The organism is Phenylobacterium sp. GW823-FHT02A09 (genome assembly GCF_058797775.1).
Window position 1 is genome coordinate 807,430 of record NZ_JBXAJZ010000001.1, and the last position, 20,186, is coordinate 827,615.

Here is a 20,186-nt window from a genome sequence, read left to right on the forward strand (position 1 = left end):
GGATGATGCACGCGATCTACGCCCTGGCGCTTGCGCTGGCGTCGGCGGCGACGCCCTCCGAGCGGCCGTCGACGCCGTTGATGGCGCACAGCAGCGGCCTGCCGGTCACCGAGGTCACGATCGAAGGTCACGGCCCGTATCGGTTCGTGATCGACACCGCCGCCAGCAACACCGTCGTGCTGCCCAGCCTGCATGCGGCCTTGCCGGTGAAGCTCGAGAAGACCGGCGGACTGGAGGTCAATGGCGCGGCCGGCAGTGCGGAGGTCGCTACCGTCGCCATCCGGGCGCTGGAGACGCAGGGCCGGCGGTTCACGGGGCTGACGGCGTTCGACCTGCCGCCTGGGCCGGTCGATGCGCTGCAGGTGCATGGGATCCTCGGCGCCGACGTCCTCGCCGAGGGCGTTCTCGACGTCGATCTGGCCCAGGGGCGATGGGCGCTGCGCGATGAGATTCCGAGCTTGCCGGCTTCGGCGGCCACGTATCGGGCCGCGATCACGCTCGACGACGCCTTGGCGCCGCGGGTGAGGGTCTGGCTGGACGGCTACGCGATCGACGCGGTCGTCGACACCGGGGCGCGGGTGACGATCGTCAACTGGCGCGCGGCGAGCCTGCTTGGCCTGACCCCGGAAAGCGAAGGGCTGCGCGCGGGCAGCGCGGTCAAAGGCGTCAGCGGCCACGTGAGCGCCAACGCGGTCCACACCGCACGAAAGCTGGAGGTGGCCGGCGCGCTCATCGAGCGCCCGGAGTTCCGGATCGCCGATCTGCCGGTGTTCGAGGTGGTCGGCATGGCCGACAGACCGGCGATGATCCTGGGAATGGACCACCTGGGCCGCTACCGCACCATCGTCGACTACAAGGGCCTGGTGCTGGTCTTGGTCGCCCCGGCGGGCTGAGGTCTGGCGGAAGGGGTGGGATTCGAACCCACGGTAGGCTCTCACCTACGGCGGTTTTCAAGACCGCTGCCTTAAACCACTCGGCCACCCTTCCGGAAGGAGGGGCCTATAGCAGGGGTCGGGCGGCGTCTCCACCCATCGTCGATGCTTAATGAAAATCGCCTTTGCGTTAACCATGGCTCAAGTCTGGCGCGCGAACATGGCCGCCAGCGCTGGGGAGCGTAGAGATTTGAAAGAGGGAGCGGCCATGGCCCGCATCCGTTCGCGCACGCCGGTTCGCGGCGTCGTCGTCGTGCTTATGGGAACCGCAGCGCTGGCCGCCTGCGCCACGCCCCAGCCGCGTTACGCCGCTAAGCATCCGACCGCAGGTCCGACGCCGGGGCAACTGCCGAACGGGGCAGGGGGCCGCTACAAGGTCGGCTCGCCCTACGAGGTTGGCGGCGTCTGGTATGTGCCCAAGGAAGAGCCTGGCTACGACCAGGAGGGGACCGCCACCTGGTACGGCCAGTCGCACCATTTGAAGACCACGGCCAATGGCGAAGTCTTCGACCGCTACGCGCTGTCGGGCGCGCACACGACCCTGCCGCTGCCGTCGATCGTCGAGGTGACCAATCTCGACAACAACCGGACCGTCCAGGTCCGCGTCAACGACCGCGGCCCGTTCAAGGGCGGCGCAGTGATCGATGTTTCGCAGGAGGCCGCGCGCCAGCTCGGCTTCGAGCAGCAGGGCACGGCGCGGGTGCGCGTGCGCTATGTCGGTCCCGCCCCATTGGGCGCGCCGGATGCCGGTCTGCGCTATTCGGCCTACACCCCGGCGCCTGCGCCCTCGCAGCTGCCGCCGGCGCCGACGCCATATGCGGGCCTGAACCCCGGTCCGGTCGAGACGCCGGTGGCCTCACAGCCCTTGGCCCCGTTGGCGCCCGTGGCGTCGGCCCCTGTTCAGGCGTCGCCGGCCAGCGGCGGGCTGATCTATCGGGTCCAGGCCGGCGCGTTCTCCGATCCCGCCAACGCCCAACGCGTGGTCAGCCAACTCGGCTCTGCGGTCGTCGCCAAGGTCGAGCCGTTCCAGCGCGCCGACGGCATGACCCTGTATCGGGTGATGGTCGACGGGACGGCGGACGAGGGCGAGGCCTTCGATCTGCGCGATCGGGTGGCGGCCTACGGCTTCACCGAGGCGCGGGTGGTGCGTCCCGGCGCCTGAGCCGCATCGCCGCCGGCGACAGTTGAGCGCTGGACAAACGGGCCGAAGCGGCCATTTTGGCCGGCGTGACGCGTGGGCGGTTCATCACTTTCGAAGGCGGCGAGGGCGCGGGCAAGTCGACGCAGGTCCGGCGCCTGGTCGCGCGCCTGCAGGCCGCCGGCCATGACGTGGTCGCCACGCGCGAACCGGGCGGCTCGCCGGGCGCCGAGGCCATCCGCAACCTGGTCCTGAAGGGCGACGCCGACCGCTGGAGCCCGGCCACCGAGACCCTGCTGATGTACGGGGCGCGCCGCGATCATATCGAGCGGACCATCCTGCCGGCGCTGGAGCGCGGCGCCTGGGTGGTCTGCGACCGCTTCGCCGATTCCACCCGGGCCTATCAGGGCGGAGCCGGCGGCGTCGATCCCGCCTTTATCACCGCCCTGGAGACTTTTGTCCTGGCGGACGTTCGGCCAGACTTGACGCTGGTCTTCGACCTGCCGGTCGAGGTCGGCCTGGCCCGCGCCGAGGCCTTCGCCAAGGCCGACGGCCATGCCGAGACGCGCTTTGAATCCAAGGGGCTGGCGTTCCATGAGCGCCTGCGCGCGGCGTTCCGCGCCATCGCCGCGGCCGAGCCCGACCGCTGCACGCTGATCGACGCCTCCCAGGGCATGGAGGAGGTCGAGGGCCAGGTGTGGCGGGCTGTCGAGGGCCGGCTGGTCCATGGCTGACGCTGCGCCCCATCCGCGCCAGGTCTTCGACCTGAAGGGGCACGAGGCGGCCGAAACGGCGTTCGAAGAGGCGCGCGGCCGCGGGCGGCTGCACCATGCCTGGCTGCTGACAGGGACGGAGGGCGTGGGCAAGGCGACGTTCGCCTTTCGCGCCGCCCGCCGGCTATTGGGCGCTCCCCACAATCCCGCCTACGGGGTGCTGGGCGCCTCGCCCGACCATCCGGTCAGCCGCCAGATCATCGCCCGCTCGCACCCCGACCTGATGGTGCTGGAGAAGATCGGCGAAGACGGCAAGCCGCGTAAGCTGATCCCGGTCGACGAAGCTCGTAAGCTCACGGACTTCTTCTCCAAGTCCCCGGCCTCGGCGCCGCATCGCGTGGCGATCATCGACGCCGCGGACGACCTGAACGTCAATGCCGCCAACGCCGTCCTGAAGACCCTGGAGGAGCCGCCGCCGCGCGGGGTGATCCTGCTGGTCTCGCATGCGCCGGGCGGCCTGCTGCCGACGATCAAGTCGCGCTGCCGGCGGCTGGGATTCCAGCCGTTGCCGGAGGATGCGGTCACCGCCTTCGTCGAGGCGCGGACCACCGCCAACGCCGAGGACGCGATTCGGCTGGCGCGGATGTCGAAGGGGGCGCCGGGCAAGGCGCTCGCACTCGCCCTGGCCGGCGCGGTGGCGGTCGACGACGCGGCCAAGGAGATCCTGCAGTCGCTACCCGCCGTCGACGAGGCGCTGGCGCTGTCTCTCGCCGATCGCTTCCGCGGGGCGGAGGGCGCGGCGCAGTTCAATCTGCTGCTGGAGCGGCTTGCCGAGCGCGTGCACGGCCACGCCATGCGGCTGGCGGCCGAGGGCTATGGCGGGCTTGATCGCTGGGCCGGAGCATGGGAGACGCTGCAACGCCTTCCGCGGGAGGTCGAGGCCGTCAATCTCGACCGTGCGGACGCGTTCTTCACGGCTCTCACCGAACTGCGCGCCGCCGCGCGCGCCTGAAAATTCCGAATGCTGATCGACAGCCACGTAAACCTGCACGCGCACCAATTCGACGAAGACCGCGACGAGGTGATCGCCCGCGCCCGCGCCGCCGGGATCGAGCTGATGGTCAACATCAGCGACAAGGTCTCCGGATTCGCCGCAGTGCGCGCCCTGGCCGACCATCCCGACATCTGGTGCACGGTGGGCACGCACCCGCACGAGGCCAAGGAGAACCCGGACCTTTCGGCGGCCGACCTCGTCGCGCTCGCCGCGGACCCGCGCGTGGTCGGGATCGGCGAGACCGGGCTCGACTTCCACTACGACCTCAGCCCCCGCGACATTCAGGCCAAGGTGTTCCGCCAGCACGTCGCCGCCGCGCGCGAGACCGGCCTGCCGCTCGTCGTCCACACCCGTGAGGCCGACGAGCTGATGGGCGACATCCTCGAGGAGGAGTACGCGGCCGGCCCGTTCAAGATGCTGATGCACTGCTACACGTCCGGCCCCGAGCTGGCGGCGCGGGCCGCGGCGCTGGGCGCCTGGTTCTCGGTGTCGGGCATCGCCACGTTCAAGGCCGCCGAGGACGTGCGAGCGCTTGTGCGCGAGATGCCGGCCGACCGCATCATCGTGGAGACGGACTGCCCCTATCTGGCGCCCGTGCCGCATCGCGGGCGACGTAACGAACCGGCCTATCTGCCGGACGTGCTGGCCAAGCTGGCCGAGATCCGTGGTTGGTCGAGGGACGACGCGGAGCAACGGACCGAGAACGCGTTCTTTGCCCTGTTCGACCGGATCCCGCGGCCATGAGCGGTCGACTGGAGTTCACGATCCTGGGCTGCGGGTCGTCGGGCGGGGTGCCGCGGGCCGACGGCGACTGGGGCGCCTGCGATCCGGCCGAACCGAAGAACCGCCGCCGCCGCTGCTCGCTGCTGGTCCGCCGGGCGGGGCAGGGGGCGGAGAACGACACCACCCTGATCGTCGACACGTCGCCCGATCTGGTCTGGCAGACCTCGCAGGCCGGCGCGAAGCGGCTGGACGGCGTGTTGCTGACCCACGATCACGCGGACCAGACCCACGGCATCGACGACATCCGCGCCTTCTTTATCCGCCAGCGGGCGCGGATCCCTTGCTACATGGACCCGCCGACCGCGCTCAGCATGCAGCGGCGGTTCGGCTACATCTTCCAGGGCGAGAACGGCTATCCGGCGATCGGCGACATTACGCCCATAGCGCCGCACGGCCAGGCCTGGAGCGTCGATGGCCCATCCGGCGCGATCCCGGTCGTCACCTTCGATCAAGACCATGGCGGTGTGAGGTCTGTCGGATATCGCTTTGGAAACGTGGCGTATTCCAGCGATGTGGTCGGGTTGGACGAGGCGGCGTTCGAGGCCCTGAGCGGCCTGGATGTGTGGATCCTTGATGCGCTGCGCTGGCGGCCGCATCCGACCCATGCCCACGTCGACCTGGCGCTGGAATGGATCGCGCGCGTGCAGCCGCGCCGGGCGATCCTGACCAACATGCACATCGACCTCGACTATGCCGAGTTGGCGGCGCGTCTGCCCGACGGGGTCGAGCCGGCCTTTGACGGCATGCGCTTCGAACATGAACTGAACGGCGATTTGTCATGATTTCCTCGCTGCTTAAGCTTGGCTTTTTGGCGTCCAAGAACGGCACGAGCATGCGCGCCATCGTCGACGCCGCGGGCGCTGGCGCATTGCCGGCCGAGCCGCGGCTCGTCGTCAGCAACAATCGCAAGGCCGCAGCCCTGGAGTTCGCAGCTGAGCGCGGCGTGCCGAGCCTGGTGATCCCCACGCAGTCGGACCCAGACGCCGCGGACGCGGCGCTCTGCGCGGCGCTGGAGGCTGCGGGGGTCGAGCTGGTGATCCTGTCGGGCTATCTGCGCCATCTGGGGCCGCAGACCCTGGGCCGCTATCGCAACCGCATCCTGAACATCCATCCGGGCCTGCTGCCGGCGTTCGGCGGCGAGGGGATGTACGGCCGCCGGGTGCACGAGGCGGTGATCGCCGCCGGGGTCGCCGAGAGCGGGGCGACGATCCACGCCGTCGACGAGATCTACGACCACGGGCCGGTGATCGAACGGCGGACGGTCACGGTGCAGCCTGGCGATACGCCGGAAGATCTCGAGGCGCGGGTGGCCGCCATCGAGCCAGGCTTCTTCATCGAGACCCTGGCCCGCATCGCGTCCGGCGACCTGCGCCTGCCGGACTAGCCGGCGTCCTTCGCCAGCGTCTTGACGATCTTCACCCGCGAGAAGTCCTCGGCGGCGCGCCGCTCGAAGCCGAACGCCTTGGCCGTGGTCAGCATGCCGGTGTTTTCCCGCGCCACGTCGCCCCAGACTTCCGACAGCCCCTTGGCCGCGGCGTAGTCGAGGATTTCGCCCAGCAGCAGCCGGCCCAGGCCCTTGTGCTGCTGATCGGTGCGGACCATCAGCGCGAACTCGGCGGTCTGGCCTTGCGGGTCGCCGGCCAGACGCGAGACGCCGATGATCTTTTCGCCGTCGTCGACGACCAGCGCCATCTCGCGGTCGTAGTCGATCTGCGACAGGCGTTCTGGCCAGCCCGGCGGCAGGGTGCGGAAACCGGAGCGGAACCGCAGGCGCACGTCCTCGGCGCTGCTGGCCTCGACCATGGCGGCGATGGCCGGACCGTCCTGCGGGCGGATCGCCCGCAGCGTGACCGTCTGGCCGCCGACCTTGATCTGGCGTTGCAGGCGGTCGGGGTAGGGGAGGATGGCCATCCGCCCGGGCGCTTCGTCCGGGGCCCGCAGCCGGATCCGCGCCGCCAGGGCGAGGGCGCCGGACGCGTCGGCGAGCAGGGGATTTATGTCGAGCTCGGCGATTTCGGGTTCGCCGGCGGCGATCTGCGAGACCCGGACGATCACGTCGGCGATGGCGTCGAGGTCGGCGGCCGTGTGGTCGCGGAAGCCCTGCAGCAGACGCGAGACCCGGGTGCGGCCGATCATGTCGCGGGCCAGCACGTCGTCGAGCGGCGGCAGGCCGATCACGTGGTCGGCGGTGACCTCGACGCTGATCCCGCCGGCGCCGAACATCACGATCGGTCCGAACAGGCTGTCCTGGGCGATCCCGACCAGCAGCTCGCGCGCTTCGGGGCGATGGACCAGCGGCTCGACCACCAGTCCCTCGATCCGCGCCTGCGGGCGGGCCTTGGCGACCCGCGCCAGCATGGCCTGGGCCTCGATCTGGGTCTCCAGCGCGCCTTCGAGGCCGAGCACCACGCCGCCGAGCTCGGACTTGTGGCTGACGTCCGGCGACAGGATCTTCAGCGCCACCGGACCGCCGATCTCCTCGGCGATGCGGCCGGCCTCCTCTGGCGTCGCCGCATCTCGGCCTTCCAGCGCCGGGACGCCATAGGCCTTGAGCACCTCACGCGCTTCCGGGTCGGTCAGGGTGAGGCGGCCGTCGGCGCGGGCCTTGGCGATCACCGCGCGGGCCGCCGCGCCGTCCGGCGCGGCCATGGCGCCGGGCGTGCGGATCAGCGCTTCCTGGTTCTTGCGGTGATCGACCAGATGCATGAAGGCGCGGACGGCTTCGTCGGGCGTCTCGTGCGCCGGGACGCCCGCGGCCGCCAGCCGGCGACGGCCCTCGGCGACGGCGGTCTGGCCCATCCAGGCGCTGAGCACCGGGCGATGGTAGCGCTTGGCCTTCAGCACCTCGACCACGGCGTCGGCGGCGGCGGTGCTGTCCTCGACCGCCGTCGGGCAGTTCATCACCAGCACGGCGTCGGCGTTGCGATCTTCCAGCAGAATCTCCAGCGCCCGGGCGTAGACCGGGGCGTGGGTGTCGCCGAGGATGTCGACCGGATTGGCCCCGGACCAGTACTTGGGTGCGGTGGCGGCCAGCTTCTCCATGGTTTCAGGCGACAGTTCGGCCAGCCGGCCGTCGCGGGCTTCCAGGGCGTCGGCGGCCATCACCCCGGCGCCGCCGCCATTGGTGAGGATCGCCAGGCGGTCGCCGTAGACCCGCATCCCGGCGCCGAGGGTGGAGACCGCGTCGAACAACTCGCGCAGACCGCCCACGCGCAGCATGCCGGCGCGTCGGAAGGCGGCTTCGTAGACCAGGTCGGCGCCGGCGAGGGCGCCTGTGTGCGAGAAGGCGGCCTGGGCGCCAGCCTTGCTGCGGCCGGCCTTGACGACGACGACGGGCTTGGCGCGCGAGGCGATGCGGCCGGCGGTCATGAACTTGCGCGCGTCGGTGATGCTCTCGACATAGAGCAGGACGCCGTGGGTGTCGTAGTCGAGCGCCAGATAGTCGAGCAGGTCGCCGAAATCGACGTCGGCCGCGTCGCCGATGGTCAGGACGTGCGAGAACCCGACCCCGCGGGCGTGGGCCCAGTCGATCGCCGCGGCCGCGACGGCGCCGGACTGCGAGACCAGCGCCAGGCCGCCGGGCGCCGGCGACAGGTGCGCAAAGCTGGCGTTGATGCCTTGGCGCGGCGACATGAAGCCCAGGCAGTTGGGTCCCAGAATCCGCATCAGGGTCGGCTTGGCGGCGTCCAGCATCTGCTGGCGCAGAGCCGCATCGACGCCGGCGCTGATCACGATCGCCGCCCGGCAGCCGGCCTGGGCCAGTTCGGCGACGATCGTCGGCACCGAGGGCGCTGGCGTAGCGATCACCGCCAGGTCCGGGACCATCGGCAGTTCGGCGACGCTGCGATAGGCGATCGACGAGCGGATCGCCTTGGCGCTCAGCGACACCGGTAGCACCGGGCCGGAGAAGCCGCTTTCCAGCAGATTGCGCGACAGGACCTGGCCGACCGAACCGGGCGCATTGCTGGCGCCGATCACCGCGATCGCATTGGGATGAAACAGCGCATCGAGGTTTCGCGTCGTCATGCCGGGGCTCCGCGCCTCAGCCAGGGGATTCTGGCCGGAGCGGCCAAGACACCGCGCGCCGGCCTGTCGATCAAGTCAGCTTGGCGCTTAGCGGCGAATCCCGGAGGGTCGGGCCGTCGCATCCAGACAGATCAGCACCCGCAATTGCCGATAATATTCCTTAGGCGAGAAATGTATTGCGAGAGCCAAGCCGGATCCTGAGAGCCTGATCGGCTCGATCGCCTCGCCCTGTCGCGCGATTCTCGCCCCTGGATCACATTAGGTCGGCGCCAGCCGCAGCACGGCCCCCAGGCCAACCTTAGACCTGCGACAGGCTGAGGACGTTTCCGTCCGGGTCGGTGAACCAGGCGACCTTGGCGACGCCGTCTGGTGAGGTCCAGATTCCGTCGGCGTCCTGGCCCATGCCGTCGTAGATCGTGAAGGTTACGCCACGCACCTGGAAGTTCTTAACGGCGGCGCAGATGTCTTTGACGTTCCAGCCGAAAACCGGATGCGGATGCGGGCTGAAGTTCGGCAGAGCCGTCAGGCGTATCAGCGCCCGCTCGACGTCGAGAAAGACCCCGAACGGATCTGAGCTACGGACGGCGAGCCCTAGCACCTCCTCGTAGAACTGCAGCGCCCGCTCGCGATCGGCGACATGGATGAATGCGACTGGAACTCCGGAGATGCTCATCGGCGGCTCCCGTGCGGCTGGACCTGTTCGGAGAGCCCATCACAGGCCTGGGGCGCGGTCCAGGGCGTGTCGAGAGTGACCGGATCGTCATCGCGGGTTTGGCGCCTGACGGCGAAATGGCGCTTGCCAGAAATTCCAATACGGCATTAAATGACCAAACAGTCACCGAATGGCGCGACATGAGCACGATCAAGATCGACGACATCGCCTTCGTCCGCTTCCAGGCGCCGGACCTCGCGCAGATGCGGGCGTTTCTCGAGGATTTCGGCCTGTCGGTCGCTGAGTACGGTGGCCGTCTGTACGCCCGCGGCAGCGGCGAGAGCCCCTTCCTGCACGTGACGGAGCTTGGAGAGCCAGGCTTCGCGGGCCTTGGTCTGCGGGCCGCCTCGCGCGCCGATCTGGATGCCCTGGCGGCGGCGGAAGGCGCGCAGGTCGAGCCGCTGGACGCCCCTGGCGGCGGCCATGTGGTCCGATTGACGGATCCGGACGGTCGTCTGGTCGAGGTCGTGGCTGGGCAGGCCCCGGCCCCGCCGCTCCCCCTCCCCGAACGGGAGGCCTGGAACACCGCGGCCGCCCGCCGACGTCTGCGCCAGACCAAGCGGGTGAGCGGCGGTCCGGCCCATGTCGTGCGGCTCGGGCACTGCGTCCTGAACGTCTCCGACTTCCGCGCCGTCGAGCGCTGGTACAAGGACCGGTTCGGCTTCATCACGTCCGACGAGATCGCGCTGACGCCTGAATTTTCGGTCGGAGCCTTCCTGCGCTGCGATCGCGGCGACGCGCCGACCGATCACCATACGCTGTTCCTGATCCAGGCGCCCTCGGGCCCCGGTTTCAACCACGCCGCCTTCGAGGTCGCCGACTTCGACGACCTGATGGCCGGCCACCAGACGCTGAAGGACGCCGGCCGCCACGCCGAGTGGGGCGTGGGCCGTCACATTCTGGGCAGCCAGATCTTCGACTACTGGCGCGACCCCTGGGGCCACACCCTCGAGCACTGGACCGACGGCGACCTCTTCACCGCCGCCGACGGCTCCAACGTCGCCAGCCTCACCGACCTGATGGGGGTCCAGTGGGGCCCGGCCGCCCCGCCCACCATGGGCTGAGCGGCAGCTTTTACGGAGAATCTCGCATGAAGCTCGCGACCTTTCGGGCCGGCGGCGCGCCGGAGCTCGGCGTCGTCAACGGCGATCGCATCATTCCGCTGAACCGCGCGGCGCCCGGGCTGCCGGCCGACATGATCGGCCTGATCGCGGCCTGGCCGCAGGCGGAGCGCGAGGTCCGCGCCATCGAGGCGGCGGCGACCGGCGCCCTGCCCCTGGATCAGGTCCGCCTGCTGGCCCCGATCCGGCGGCCGGGCAAGATCATGGCCATCGGCCTGAACTATGCCGACCACATCGCCGAGAGCAATCTGGGCACGCCCGAGCATCAGGTCTGGTTCTCCAAGGCGCCGACCGCGGCCAACGGTCCGTTCGATCCGATCGACGTGCCCAAGGTCTCGCAGGCGCTGGACTACGAGGCCGAGATGGTCGCGGTGATCGGGACCGGCGGCCGCCACATCGCCAAGGCCGACGCGGCGAAGGCGGTGTTCGGCTACTGCGTCGGCAACGACGCCACCGAGCGCGCCTGGCAGCACCGGACCCCGCAGTGGGTGATCGGCAAGTCCTTCGACACCCACGCCCCGTTCGGCCCCTGGATCACCACGGCCGACGAGGTCGCCGATCCCCATGCGCTCGGCATCCGCTGCCAGGTCAACGGCGAGACGCGCCAGGATTCCAACACCCAGCATCTGGTGTTCAATGTCTGGGACCAGATCGAGCACCTGTCGCAGGCCATGACGCTGGAGCCAGGCGACCTGATCTTCACCGGCACGCCGGGCGGCATCGGCGCGGCGATGAAGCCGATGCAGTTCCTCAAGGCCGGCGACGTGGTGCGCATCGAAATCGATCGCCTGGGCGCCATCGAGAACCCTTGCGCACCGGAGCCTGACCGTGGCTGAGGGCGACTTCGATTGCGATGTGCTTGTCGTCGGGATGGGCCCGGTGGGGGCGATGCTCGCCCTGCTGCTGGCCCGCGGCGGCGTCAGCGCCATCGCCCTGGACAAGGACACCGAGGTCTATCCCCTGCCCCGCGCCGCGCACTTCGATCACGAGATCATGCGGCTGTTCCAGCAGGTCGGGATCGCCGAAGAGGTCGGGCGCGCCGCCCAGGCGGCGCCGGCCTATGAGTTCCGTGCGGCGGACGGCCAGGTGCTGATGCGCATCGACCTGCCGCAGCTGGCGCCGTGCGGCTGGGCCGCCGGCTACATGTTCCACCAGCCGGCGGTCGAGAACGCGCTGCGTGCGCGCCTGGAGACCGACCGGCTGGCGCAAGTGCGGCTGGCGCAGCGCTTCGTGGGCCTGGAGCAGGACGCCGACGGCGTGACGGCGACGATCGCGGGTCCCGGCGGCGAGGCGCAGATCCGCGCCCGCTACCTCGTCGGCTGCGACGGGGCCTCCAGCGCGGTGCGCGAGGCGATCGGCGGGACGCTGGACGACTATCGCTTCGACGAGCCCTGGCTGGTGATCGACGCGGTCGTCGAACCGGGCGCGCGGCTGCCGGACGTGAACCTGCAGATCTGCGACCCGGCGCGCCCGACCACCTGCGTGCTGATGGGCCCTGGCCGGCATCGCTGGGAGTTCATGCTGCTGCCGGGGGAGGCCGCCGAGCAGGTGCTGGACGACGGCTTCATCGCCCCGTTGATCGAAGCCTGGGACTGCGGACCGGTGCGGATCGAGCGCAAGGCAGTCTATCGCTTCCATGGCCTGGTGGCCAAGGACTGGCGCGCCGGCCGCGTGCTGCTGGCCGGCGACTCCGCGCACCAGATGCCGCCCTTCGCCGGCCAGGGCATGTGCTCGGGCCTGCGCGACGCGGCGAACCTGGCCTGGAAGCTGCGAGCGGTGCTGCGCGGTGAGGCGAGCGACGGCCTGCTCGACACCTACCAAGCCGAACGCGAACCGCATGTGCGGACCTATATCGAGCTCGCCATCGGCATGGGCCGCGTGGTCTGCACCCAGGACCCGGCTCTGGCCGCCCAGCGCGACGCCGGCATGTTGGCCCAGCGCGCGGCGGGCGTCGCGCCCCTGCCCCCCGCTGCGCCGGCGCCCCTGGCGAGCGCCGCGGTCATGACCGGCGCCTCGGGCGCGGGATCGCTGTTCCCACAGCCGGTCTGTCCGACGGCCGGGCGGCTGGACGACATAATCGGCGAAGGCCCGTGGCTGATCACGCGTGAGCCTTGTCCTGAGGCGGGCAAGCTTGCGCTCGCGCTTGAGGATCCCCGCCTCGTCCCATTCGCCCAGGACATCGGCGGCTGGCTCGAGCGTCATGGCGCCTCGGCCGTCCTCGTCAGGCCTGATCGCTACGTTTTCGGCGCCGGCGAGCCGGCCGAGTTGGCGGCCGCATATCGTCGCGCGCTGCGTCCCGTCTAGGAGTTCTCATGCTACGTCTGCACCACGCGCCCATGGCTTGCTCGCTCGCCAGCCGCTTCGCGCTGGCCGAGGCCGGCCTGGCCCACGAGATCGCCGTCGTCCGCACCGCCCGCGGCGAGAACCGCACCGAGGACTATCTGCGGATCAATCCGCGCGGCAAGGTCCCGGCGCTGGAGACCGACGAAGGCGTGATCACGGAGTCGACGGCGATCTTGCCTTACATCGCCGACCTGGCGCCGCAGGCCGGGCTGCTGCCGCCGCCGGGGACCATCTCGCGAGCTCAGGCGCAAGCCTGGCTGTCGTTCCTGTCGAGCACCGTCCATGCCGCTTACACCGGCGCCCTGCGGGCCGAGGCCTTCGAGGACTGCGACCCGGAGGCTGTCCGGGCCGTGCATGTGGCGCGGGTCGGCGGGGCCTTGCAGGAGGTCGACGCCCACTTGGCCAAGCAGGACCATCTGCTCGCCGATTTCAGCCTCTGCGATCTCTACCTGCTGGTGTTCCTCCTGTGGCGCGGCGCTCCGGCGGTGGCCGGCAAGCTGCCGCCGCTTCCGAACCTCGACGCCTTCCAGCAAAGGATGCTGGCGCGCCCTGCCCTCGCCGCCATACTCGGCGAGGAAATGAAGCTGATGGCGGGGGGCTAGGGCCAGTGAGCGGCAAGCGGATCGAGCGGGCGCAGCAGACGCGGGCGGCACTGGTGGCGGCCGGAAGGCGGCTGTTTTGCGAGCACCCGGTGGACGCGGTGGCGATCGACGACATCGTCCAGGCGGCCGAGGTGTCGAAGGGCAGCTTCTACAACCACTTCCCGGACCGCGACGCCCTTGTCCGCGAGATCACCGCCGAGATCCGGGCCGAGGTCGAGCGGGCGGTCACCCGCGCCAACGCCGACGTCGCCGACCCGGCCAAGCGCATGGCTCGCGCGGTCTGCGTCTACCTGCGCTATGCGGTCGACGATCCGGAGCGGGCCGGCGTGCTGGTGCGCATGCACAGCGGGCACACCTCGATCTCGACCCCGCTGAACAAGGGCCTGGTCGACGACATCGCCGACGGCCTGGCCCAGGGCCGCTTTGCGGTGGCGACGACGGAGTCGGGCGTCCTCTTCGTCCTCGGCATCGCCCAACTGGCGCTGATCCGCGTGACCCAGGAGCCGACCGCGCCGTTCGCCGTCAGCCTGGCTCAGCAGATGGGCACGCTGTTGCTGCGCGGCCTGGGCGTGCCGGGCGCCGAGCCGGAGGCCATCGCGGCGCAGGCCGCCGACGAGATCGTTCGCCAGGGCGCGTTCCAGGACGCGCCGCCAGCCAAGGGAACGGCCCATTGAGCCCGCGTCCGATCTCGCCGTTCGCCGGCATGGACATCCGCACCCTGGTCGACAACCAGGCGCGCACGCAGGTCGGGCGTTCCTGGCTGAGCTGGGAGCCGCTCGAAGGCGAGCCGGCGAGCTGGACCTATGATGCTTTCGCCGACGTCCTGCGCCGGTTCGCCGCCGGTCTGCAGGCGCGGGGCGTGCAGCCCGGTCAGCGGGTGCTGGTCCACCTCGACAACTGTCCGGAGTCTGTGATCGCCTGGCTAGGCTGCGCCTATGCCGGCGCGGTCGCAGTCACCACCAACGCCAAGTCCAGCGCCGACGAGATCGCCTACTTCGCCCAGCACAGCGGCGCGGTCGGCGCGATCACCCAGCCGCGGTTCGCCGCGTTGGTCGCCGCGGCAGCGCCCGACCTGGCTTGGCGCGTGGTCACCGAGACCGACAACGGCGCGCCGGCCGAGCCGGTCGCCGGCTTCGAACCTTTCGCGGCGATCGACGCCGACCCGGGCGCGCTGGCCGATCGGCCGCACGACCCCTGGGCCGACTTCGCCATCCAGTACACCTCGGGCACGACAGCGCGGCCGAAAGCGGTGCTCTGGACCCACGGCAATGCGCTGTGGGGCGCCAGGTCCTGTGCGCAGAACGAAGACCTGCGGCCGGACGACGTCCACCTGACCCATCTGCCGCTCTTCCACACCAACGCTCAGGCCTATTCGGTGCTGGCCTCGCTGTGGGCGGGCGCGCATGTCGTGCTGATGCCGCGGTTCTCGGCTTCCCGCTTCTGGCCGGTGTCGCTGAAGCACGGCGCGACCTGGACCTCCGTGGTGCCGTTCTGCGTTAAGGCGCTGGCGGCCCAGCCGCTGCCGCCGGCGCACAGCTACCGGTTCTGGGGCAATGCGATCTGCGAGCCTGCCTGGGACAAGCACTTCGGGGTCAAGACCATCGGCTGGTGGGGCATGACCGAGACCATCGCCCACGGCACGGTCGGCTCGGCCAGGCAGCCTGACGCGCCGATGTCGATGGGCCGCCCTGCCCCGGGCTACGACATCCATGTGCTCGACGACGACGGCCGGCCTGTCGCGCCGGGCGAAGCCGGCGACCTGTTCATCGGCGGCCAGCGAGGCCTGTCGCTGTTCAAGGAGTACGCGGGCGACCCCACCGCCACCGCGGCCGCGTTCCGCGACGACGGCCTGTTCATCACCGGCGACCGCGTGCGGCTGGGGCTCGACGGGTTCCTCTATTTCGCCGACCGCTCGAAGGACATGCTGAAGGTCGGGGGCGAGAACGTCGCCGCCTCCGAGATCGAGCGCGTGATCGCCGGCGTCGCGGGCGTCGCCGAGGTCGCCGTCGTCGCCAAGCGCCACCCGATGCTCGACGAGGCCCCGGTGGCGTTCGTGATCCCTGCGGCTGGAGCAGAAGCAGATCTCGAGGCCCGTATCCTCGCCGCCTGCGCTCAGGCGCTGGCCAGTTTCAAGCAGCCGCACGAAGTCCGCCTCGTGGAGAGCCTGCCACGATCGACCCTGGAGAAGGTCGCAAAGGCCGAACTGCGGGCCCTGCTCGCGCAATCCTGAACCCTATTGGAGCTGACGCCATGGCCGTTTCGCCACGCGCTCGTCGCCCGAACATCCTGTTCGTCGTCACCGATCAACAGCAGTCGTTCGTCGATCTGCCGCAGGCGCTGGGCCTGCCCGCGCAGGAGCGGCTGCTGGAGACGGGCGTCGGCTTCACCAATCACCACGTCAACACCACGCCCTGCGGCCCATCCCGCTCGGTGATCTACACCGGCCTGCACACTCAGCAGACCAAGGTGAACTTCAATCCGAACGTCGCGCCGCACCCGCAGCTCAGCCCGCAGGTCCGGACGATCGGCCATCGGTTGCGCGAGCACGGCTATCACACCGCCTACAAGGGCAAGTGGCACCTGTCGCTATTTGGCGATCACAGCGAGCGGGCGCCGGTCTCGCCCGACATGTCGTCGGTCCTGGAGCCCTACGGGTTCTCGGACTTCAACTTCGACGGCGACTGCACGGGGCACGCCTGGACCGGCTATCGGCATGATCGGGCGATCGCCGCGGCCGCTTGCGGGCTGTTGGACGGCCTGAAGTCGAGGGCCGACGAGGGCCAACCGTGGTTCCTGGCCGTGAACTTCGTCAACCCGCACGACATCATGTTCTTCGACGCCACCGGCGAAATGGAGCGCACTCGCCTGGCGCCTGGACTGGTCGGCCCGATGGCGCCGGCTCCCGGCGATCCGTTCTTCCGCCAGACCTGGGATGTCGATCTGCCGCGGAGCCTGCTGCAGGACGACCTGAAGGCCAAGCCATGGGCGCAGCGTGACGAGATCGAGCGCACGGACCTTCTGTTCGGCCAGATCGCCCGCGATGATGTGACGGCGTGGCGTCGCTACCGTGACTACTACTTCAACTGCGTACGGCACATGGACGACCAACTGGGCGTGCTGCTGGACGGACTGGCGGCCACGGGCCAGGCTGACGACACCATCGTGGTGTTCACGTCCGACCACGGCGAGCGCGCCGGCGCCCACGGGATGCGGCAGAAGGGCCTGTCGATCTACAAGGAGAACCTGCGGGTTCCGCTTATCGTTTCCCATCCCGACGCCCCCGGCGGGCGGCTGACGGACGCCTTGAGCTCGGCGGTCGACCTTGTCCCCACCCTGCTGGGCCTGGCCGGCGTCGACGCCGCCGAGCGGGCCGAACGGCACGGCGATCTGCCGGGCCACGATCTGTCCGCCGTCGTGGCCGATCCCAAGGCGACGACTGCGCGCGACACGGCTGGCATCCTCTTCAACTACGAGGTCGCCGGCGGGTGGGACACCCAGGACTTGAAGCGCCGCCTGTCGATGTTCCGCAACGGGCCACCGGCCGAACCGCTGCCGCCGCCTTCACTGGACAAGCGGGTGCTGTTCCGGGGCGTGCACGATGGCCGCTACAAGTTCGCGCGCTACTTCGCGCCCTCGCAGCATCACACGCCGCAGACCTGGGCCCAACTCAGCGCCCACAACGATCTCGAGCTCTACGACACCCTGTCGGACCCCGACGAGATGGTGAACCTGGCTGCGCAGGCCGACCTGCATCGCGAGCTGCTCCTGCGGCTGAGCGGCCAGGTGAACGCCTTGATCGCCGCGGAGGTCGGGATCGACGACGGCGAGAGCCTGCCCGGCCCCAAGGAGGCCTTCAACCAGCTGGTGCTCAGCTGATCTGCGCCATGGGTTGACCTCGGGGCGCCCATGGGTCCAAGCCGCGTCCATGGCGACGATGCGGAGCACTCCCGTGGATTTCTCGAAACTGCAGGCGACCAGCAAGATCACCGACCAGTGGTCCTATCCCCAGGCGCAGGCCAATCGGTCGGGCCTGCTGGCGGTGTCGCCGGGTCACAAGCTCTACTGGGAAGAATACGGAAATCCGGACGGCGAGCCGGTGATGTTCCTGCATGGCGGGCCGGGCGGCGCCTGCGCCCCGGTGATGTCGCGGTTCTTCGATCCCGATCGCTATCGGGTGATCCTGTTCGACCAGCGCGGCTGCGGGAAGAGCGAGCCGACCGTCGCCTCGGCCGGCCCGAAGGTGGCGCTGGCCGAGAACACGACCGATCACCTGGTCGACGACATCAACGCCCTGCGCGAGGCGCTGTCGATCAGCGGCAAGATGCACGTGTTCGGCGGCAGCTGGGGCAGCACCCTGGCGATGGTCTACGCCATCCGCCATCCGCAGAACGTCGCCTCGCTGATCCTGCGCGGCATCTTCCTCGGCGCCCGCGAGGACCTGCTCTACATGTATCAGGGCAACGCCGCGGTGTTCGAGGAGACGCCATTCGAGCTCTCTGAACCTGGCTCCTACGTCACCTATCCGGACGAGTGGAAGGCCTTCGTCGAGCTCATCCCTCCGGCCGACCGCGCGGACATGATGAGCGCCTACAAGGCGATCTTCGACATGACCCCGGCGAGCGACGCCGAGCGGGCGCGCCAACTGCAGGCGGCGGTGGCGTGGTCGGTCTGGGAGGGCACGATCTCGAACATGATCCCCGACAACACCGACTCCGGGAAGTTCGGCGAGGCCGACTTCGCCCTCTGCTTCGCGCAGATCGAGGCGCACTTCTTCGCCAACCACCTGTTCCTGGAGCCCGACTACATCATCCGCAACGCGGCCAAGCTGGCCGGCGTGCCGACCCACATCGTCCATGGCCGGTTCGACCAGGTCTGTCCCCTGCCCCAGGCCTCGCGCCTGGCCGCGACCCTGGCAGAGCTGGGCGCGCCGCCGGCGACGTTCGTGATGACCAACGCCGGCCACAGCGCCATGGAACGCGAGACCGCCATGGCGCTGACCGCGATCATGGACGGCCTTCCGCGGCCTTAGGACGCTCAGCCGCCCTCGATGATCGTCCGGATGCGGGTGGCCAGCTTCTCCATCGGGAACGGCTTGCTGAGCACGTGCATGCCGCGCTCCAGCCGGCCGTTCGAGATCGCCGCGTTCTCGGTGTAGCCGGTGATGAACATCACCTTCAGGTCGGGGCGGCGCAGGCGGGCGGCGTCGGCCATCTGCTTCCCGTTCATGCCGCCCGGCAGACCGACGTCGGTGATCAGCAGATCGATGGCGATGTCGGAATCCAGCAGCTTCAGGCCCGTCGCGGCGTCGGCCGCCTCGATGGCCTGGTAGCCGAGCTCGGCCAGGGTGTCGCTGACCAGCATCCGGATGGTCGGCTCGTCGTCGACGATCAGCACCGTCTCGCCGCGTCCGGCCGGCGGGCTCGGCGTTCGGTCAGCCGGTTGCTCGGCCACCGCGTCGCCCCGATGGCGTGGCAGGTAGATGCGGACGCTCGTCCCCTCCCCGACCTCCGAATAGATGCGCGTCTGGCCGCCGGACTGCCGGGCGAAGCCGTAGATCATCGACAGGCCAAGGCCAGTTCCCTTTCCGGCCGGCTTGGTGGTGAAGAACGGCTCGAACACCCGCGTGAGCAGCTCGGGGCTGATGCCGCGGCCGGTGTCGCTGACAGCGACCGCCACGTACTCGCCGGGCGGCATGTCGCGCTCGGCGGCGGCCGCCGCGTCGATCCGGGCGTTGGCGGTCTCGACGATCAGCCGGCCGTCGTCGCCCATCGCGTCACGGCCGTTGATGCAGAGGTTGAGGATCGCGTTCTCGAGCTGGTTGGGGTCGCAGTAGCAGGGCCAGAGCTCGGCGCTGAGCGCGGTCTGCACGACGATTCCCGGGCCGACCGTGCGGCGGACCAGCTCCTCCATCCCGGCGACCAGCTTGTTGGCGTCGATCGCCTTCGGCTCCAGGGTCTGGCGGCGTGAGAAGGCGAGCAGCCGATGGGTCAGGGCCGCCGCGCGCGACGTCGCCCCCTGGGCGGCGGTGATGTAGCGCTCCAGCTCGTTGATCCGGCCCTGGTCGAGCCGCCGGCGCATGAGGTCGAGGCTGCCCGTCACCCCGGTCAGCAGGTTGTTGAAGTCGTGCGCCAGGCCGCCGGTCAGCTGACCGACCGCCTCCATCTTCTGGGACTGGAACAGCGCCTGGCGCGAACGTTCCAGCTCCAGCTGGGCTTCGCGCAGCTCGGTCATGTCGCGGGTGATCTTGGCGAAGCCGATCAGTTCGCCGTCGGCGCGAACCGGATCGATGACCACCATGGCCCAGAACCGGGTGCCGTCCTTGCGCAGCCGCCAGCCCTCGGCGGCGAACCGGCCTTCCGCCTTGGCGACCAGCAGGGCGCTCTGCGGCGCGCCCGCCGCGCGGTCTTCGGGCGTGTAGAACAGCGCGAAGGTGTCGCCGATGATCTCGCCGGCGCTGTAACCTTTGATCTTCTCGGCCCCGGCGTTCCAGCTGACCACGCGGCCATCGAGGTCGAGCATGTAGATTGCGTAGTCCACGACCGACTGGATCAGCCGCTCGTAAATCCGGTCGTCCACGACCGGCGGCGTCCCGACGGAATGCTTCATTTGGTCCCCCACAACCCGACCGTCCCTACTGCGGACCATCGCCCCATAAGAAGGCTAATGACCGCCGCCGCATCGGGTTCCCCCACGTGAATCTAGGCGCCGCCGTCCCTCTGGCGCTAGCCTTATCGTCAACAATGTCATGCATGGGAGGACGCC

Annotated in this window: 18 protein-coding genes and 1 tRNA gene; 15 read left to right on the top strand and 4 right to left on the bottom strand. The window is 69.9% G+C overall.

What is annotated here, in order from left to right; all coding sequences use genetic code 11:
- The first annotated feature begins 2 nt into the window (after window positions 1–2).
- Window positions 3–893: an aspartyl protease family protein gene (locus AC1Q87_RS04085; RefSeq protein ID WP_492607699.1), complete on the top strand. Its 891-nt coding sequence runs from the start codon at window positions 3–5 to the stop codon at window positions 891–893.
- 4 nt (window positions 894–897) lie between these two features.
- On the opposite strand, the gene AC1Q87_RS04090 is transcribed toward AC1Q87_RS04085, so the two are convergent.
- Window positions 898–987, bottom strand: a tRNA-Ser gene (locus AC1Q87_RS04090).
- Window positions 988–1,140: 153 nt separating this feature from the next.
- Here AC1Q87_RS04090 and AC1Q87_RS04095 point away from each other — a divergent pair.
- From AC1Q87_RS04095 to purN, 6 genes are all read left to right on the top strand, one after another.
- Complete coding sequence (locus AC1Q87_RS04095) at window positions 1,141–2,094, top strand: septal ring lytic transglycosylase RlpA family protein (RefSeq protein ID WP_492607700.1); 954 nt, start codon at window positions 1,141–1,143, stop codon at window positions 2,092–2,094.
- A 65-nt stretch (window positions 2,095–2,159) separates the two neighbouring features.
- Window positions 2,160–2,804: a dTMP kinase gene (tmk, locus tag AC1Q87_RS04100; RefSeq protein ID WP_492608266.1), complete on the top strand. Its 645-nt coding sequence runs from the start codon at window positions 2,160–2,162 to the stop codon at window positions 2,802–2,804.
- Window positions 2,797–3,795 carry a DNA polymerase III subunit delta' gene (locus AC1Q87_RS04105; RefSeq protein ID WP_492607701.1) on the top strand — a complete coding sequence of 333 codons (999 nt, stop codon included), beginning with the start codon at window positions 2,797–2,799 and terminating at the stop codon, window positions 3,793–3,795. Before tmk ends, AC1Q87_RS04105 begins: the two co-directional genes overlap by 8 nt.
- Window positions 3,796–3,804: 9 nt before the next feature.
- Window positions 3,805–4,581 carry a TatD family hydrolase gene (locus AC1Q87_RS04110; protein ID WP_492607702.1) on the top strand — a complete coding sequence of 259 codons (777 nt, stop codon included), beginning with the start codon at window positions 3,805–3,807 and terminating at the stop codon, window positions 4,579–4,581.
- Complete coding sequence (locus tag AC1Q87_RS04115; RefSeq protein ID WP_492607703.1) at window positions 4,578–5,402, top strand: MBL fold metallo-hydrolase; 825 nt, start codon at window positions 4,578–4,580, stop codon at window positions 5,400–5,402. Before AC1Q87_RS04110 ends, AC1Q87_RS04115 begins: the two co-directional genes overlap by 4 nt.
- Complete coding sequence (gene purN / locus AC1Q87_RS04120; protein WP_492607704.1) at window positions 5,399–6,004, top strand: phosphoribosylglycinamide formyltransferase; 606 nt, start codon at window positions 5,399–5,401, stop codon at window positions 6,002–6,004. Before AC1Q87_RS04115 ends, purN begins: the two co-directional genes overlap by 4 nt.
- On the opposite strand, the gene AC1Q87_RS04125 is transcribed toward purN, so the two are convergent.
- Both AC1Q87_RS04125 and AC1Q87_RS04130 read right to left on the bottom strand, forming a co-directional pair.
- Window positions 6,001–8,646, bottom strand: a complete 2,646-nt coding sequence (locus AC1Q87_RS04125; RefSeq protein ID WP_492607705.1) for a bifunctional acetate--CoA ligase family protein/GNAT family N-acetyltransferase — start codon at window positions 8,644–8,646, stop codon at window positions 6,001–6,003. The genes purN and AC1Q87_RS04125 overlap by 4 nt on opposite strands.
- Before the next feature lie 298 nt (window positions 8,647–8,944).
- A complete protein-coding gene (locus AC1Q87_RS04130; protein ID WP_492607706.1) occupies window positions 8,945–9,319 on the bottom strand; it encodes a VOC family protein in 375 nt (124 codons plus the stop codon).
- Window positions 9,320–9,498: 179 nt separating this feature from the next.
- On the opposite strand from AC1Q87_RS04130, the gene AC1Q87_RS04135 reads away from it, so the two are divergent.
- From AC1Q87_RS04135 to pip, 8 genes are all read left to right on the top strand, one after another.
- Window positions 9,499–10,422, top strand: a complete 924-nt coding sequence (locus tag AC1Q87_RS04135) for a VOC family protein (protein ID WP_492607707.1) — start codon at window positions 9,499–9,501, stop codon at window positions 10,420–10,422.
- A gap of 26 nt (window positions 10,423–10,448) precedes the next feature.
- Window positions 10,449–11,315: a fumarylacetoacetate hydrolase family protein gene (locus AC1Q87_RS04140; protein WP_492607708.1), complete on the top strand. Its 867-nt coding sequence runs from the start codon at window positions 10,449–10,451 to the stop codon at window positions 11,313–11,315.
- On the top strand, window positions 11,308–12,783 hold the full coding sequence (gene mhpA, locus AC1Q87_RS04145) for a bifunctional 3-(3-hydroxy-phenyl)propionate/3-hydroxycinnamic acid hydroxylase MhpA (protein ID WP_492607709.1): 1,476 nt from the start codon (window positions 11,308–11,310) through the stop codon (window positions 12,781–12,783). The genes AC1Q87_RS04140 and mhpA overlap by 8 nt, the downstream gene beginning before the upstream one ends.
- Window positions 12,784–12,791: 8 nt before the next feature.
- On the top strand, window positions 12,792–13,424 hold the full coding sequence (locus AC1Q87_RS04150) for a glutathione S-transferase family protein (protein ID WP_492607710.1): 633 nt from the start codon (window positions 12,792–12,794) through the stop codon (window positions 13,422–13,424).
- 5 nt (window positions 13,425–13,429) lie between these two features.
- Window positions 13,430–14,098 (top strand): TetR/AcrR family transcriptional regulator, encoded by a 669-nt coding sequence (locus tag AC1Q87_RS04155; RefSeq protein WP_492607711.1) that lies wholly within the window; start codon window positions 13,430–13,432, stop codon window positions 14,096–14,098.
- Window positions 14,095–15,654 carry an AMP-binding protein gene (locus tag AC1Q87_RS04160; RefSeq protein WP_492607712.1) on the top strand — a complete coding sequence of 520 codons (1,560 nt, stop codon included), beginning with the start codon at window positions 14,095–14,097 and terminating at the stop codon, window positions 15,652–15,654. The genes AC1Q87_RS04155 and AC1Q87_RS04160 overlap by 4 nt, the downstream gene beginning before the upstream one ends.
- A gap of 20 nt (window positions 15,655–15,674) precedes the next feature.
- On the top strand, window positions 15,675–17,300 hold the full coding sequence (locus AC1Q87_RS04165; protein WP_492607713.1) for a sulfatase family protein: 1,626 nt from the start codon (window positions 15,675–15,677) through the stop codon (window positions 17,298–17,300).
- A 73-nt stretch (window positions 17,301–17,373) separates the two neighbouring features.
- Window positions 17,374–18,453 carry a prolyl aminopeptidase gene (gene pip, locus AC1Q87_RS04170; protein ID WP_492607714.1) on the top strand — a complete coding sequence of 360 codons (1,080 nt, stop codon included), beginning with the start codon at window positions 17,374–17,376 and terminating at the stop codon, window positions 18,451–18,453.
- 5 nt (window positions 18,454–18,458) lie between these two features.
- On the opposite strand, the gene AC1Q87_RS04175 is transcribed toward pip, so the two are convergent.
- On the bottom strand, window positions 18,459–20,030 hold the full coding sequence (locus AC1Q87_RS04175) for a PAS domain-containing sensor histidine kinase (protein ID WP_492607715.1): 1,572 nt from the start codon (window positions 20,028–20,030) through the stop codon (window positions 18,459–18,461).
- Between the last annotated feature and the right edge of the window lie 156 nt (window positions 20,031–20,186).